Here is a 1,456-nt window from a genome sequence, read left to right as displayed (position 1 = left end):
TTAATCAGATCGTGACTTTAGATTGTAACTCCTCCAAAATACATCGCTTGTCAATTAGTCAGAAAGGAAAGCAAGTGCACTTTAGCCCAATACTAAAACGCTTTATGGAAAAATCTCCCATTCCAGTTATGGTACAAGCGTTGTTGGAACGAGTCCTTAGCCCAGAACAATTAAATGCTGTTTTTGATAGAGCAGTCGATAAGCAGTATACACGTGAGTTATTGTTTTCTTCCTTATTTGATTTAATGAGCTTGACTGTTACCAAAGTGTTTCCAACAGTTAATGCCGCTTATCAGTCAAGTGAGGTAGATATAGGAGTATCTCTTACCTCTGTCTACAACAAGCTGAATGGACTGGAACCAGAGGTTGCAGCGACCTTGATACGTGATACCGCGATTGAATTTAAAGAGATAGCAAAATCGCTTCAAGGAGAAAATAAGGCCTGGTTGCCAGGATATAAAATAAAAGTACTTGATGGTAATTGTATTGAAGCAACAGAACATCGATTAAAAGTTTTACGAAATACAGCTTCAGCAGCTTTACCTGGGAAATTACTGGTTATTTATACGCCTGAAAATGACATAGCCACTGACGTTATTCCTTGTGAAGATGGGCATGCACAAGAACGATCCTTACTAGCCCAGGTGCGCGAAAAGATAAACAAAAATGATGTCTTCATCATGGATCGTAATTTTTGTGTTTTAAGCCATCTTTCAGGTATAGCAGATCAAAGCGCCTACTTTATTTGTCGTCTTCATCAACAGCTGCCCTATGAAACTTTAGGTGAACCTGTAATAGTCGGTGACTCTGAAACCGGACAAATAGCTGAAGAGTGGATCACAATTAAAGGTGATCAGTATAAAAAAAGAAAATGGCGTCTTATAACTGTTTATTTAAAAAAAGCGACTCGTGATGGAGATAAAAAAATATCTATTATTACTAACTTACCTGAGTCGGCTGCCAAAGCCTCAGTAGTAGCCATTTTTTACCAAAAACGCTGGTCTATAGAAACCATGTTTCAGCGACTTGAGTCGTATCTTCATTCTGAAATCAATACACTTGCTTACCCTAAAGCGGCTTTATTTGGTTTTAGTGTTGCTGTGATTGCATATAATGTCTTAGCTGTTGTTAAAGCAGCCTTAATCAGTGTTCATGGTGTCGATAAAATAGAAAATGAAGTATCAGGCTATTATATAGCAGGAGAAATCAGTCGGACATATGAAGGTATGAATGTTGCTGTCCCACCAGAGGATTGGACAGTTTTTCAGTCAATGTCAGAGCAAGAGTTTATATTGATACTGTATAAGCTAGCAGAAAATGTTGTTCTTAAAAAATATAAGAAACATAAACGAGGGCCTAAAAAGGTAAAAGAAAAGCCTAAACAAATAAAAATCCAGCCCCATATTTCAACAGCAAGGCTTTTAAAAGCGGCTAAAAAATCACCTTGAAAGGGCTG

General features: G+C 37.6%; 1 protein-coding gene. It reads left to right on the top strand.

Features of this window, described 5'->3' with window-relative positions:
- On the top strand, positions 1 to 1,448 hold a 1,448-nt coding region (locus ORQ98_RS29445; protein ID WP_274692396.1), incomplete at its 5' end, for an IS4 family transposase.
- Positions 1,449 to 1,456: the final 8 nt, after the last annotated feature.

Origin of the sequence: Spartinivicinus poritis (genome assembly GCF_028858535.1) — a bacterium.
GTDB classification, from domain to species: domain Bacteria; phylum Pseudomonadota; class Gammaproteobacteria; order Pseudomonadales; family Zooshikellaceae; genus Spartinivicinus; species Spartinivicinus poritis.
Note: the sequence above shows the minus strand (reverse complement) of the source record. Positions and strands in the feature narration are given on the sequence as shown.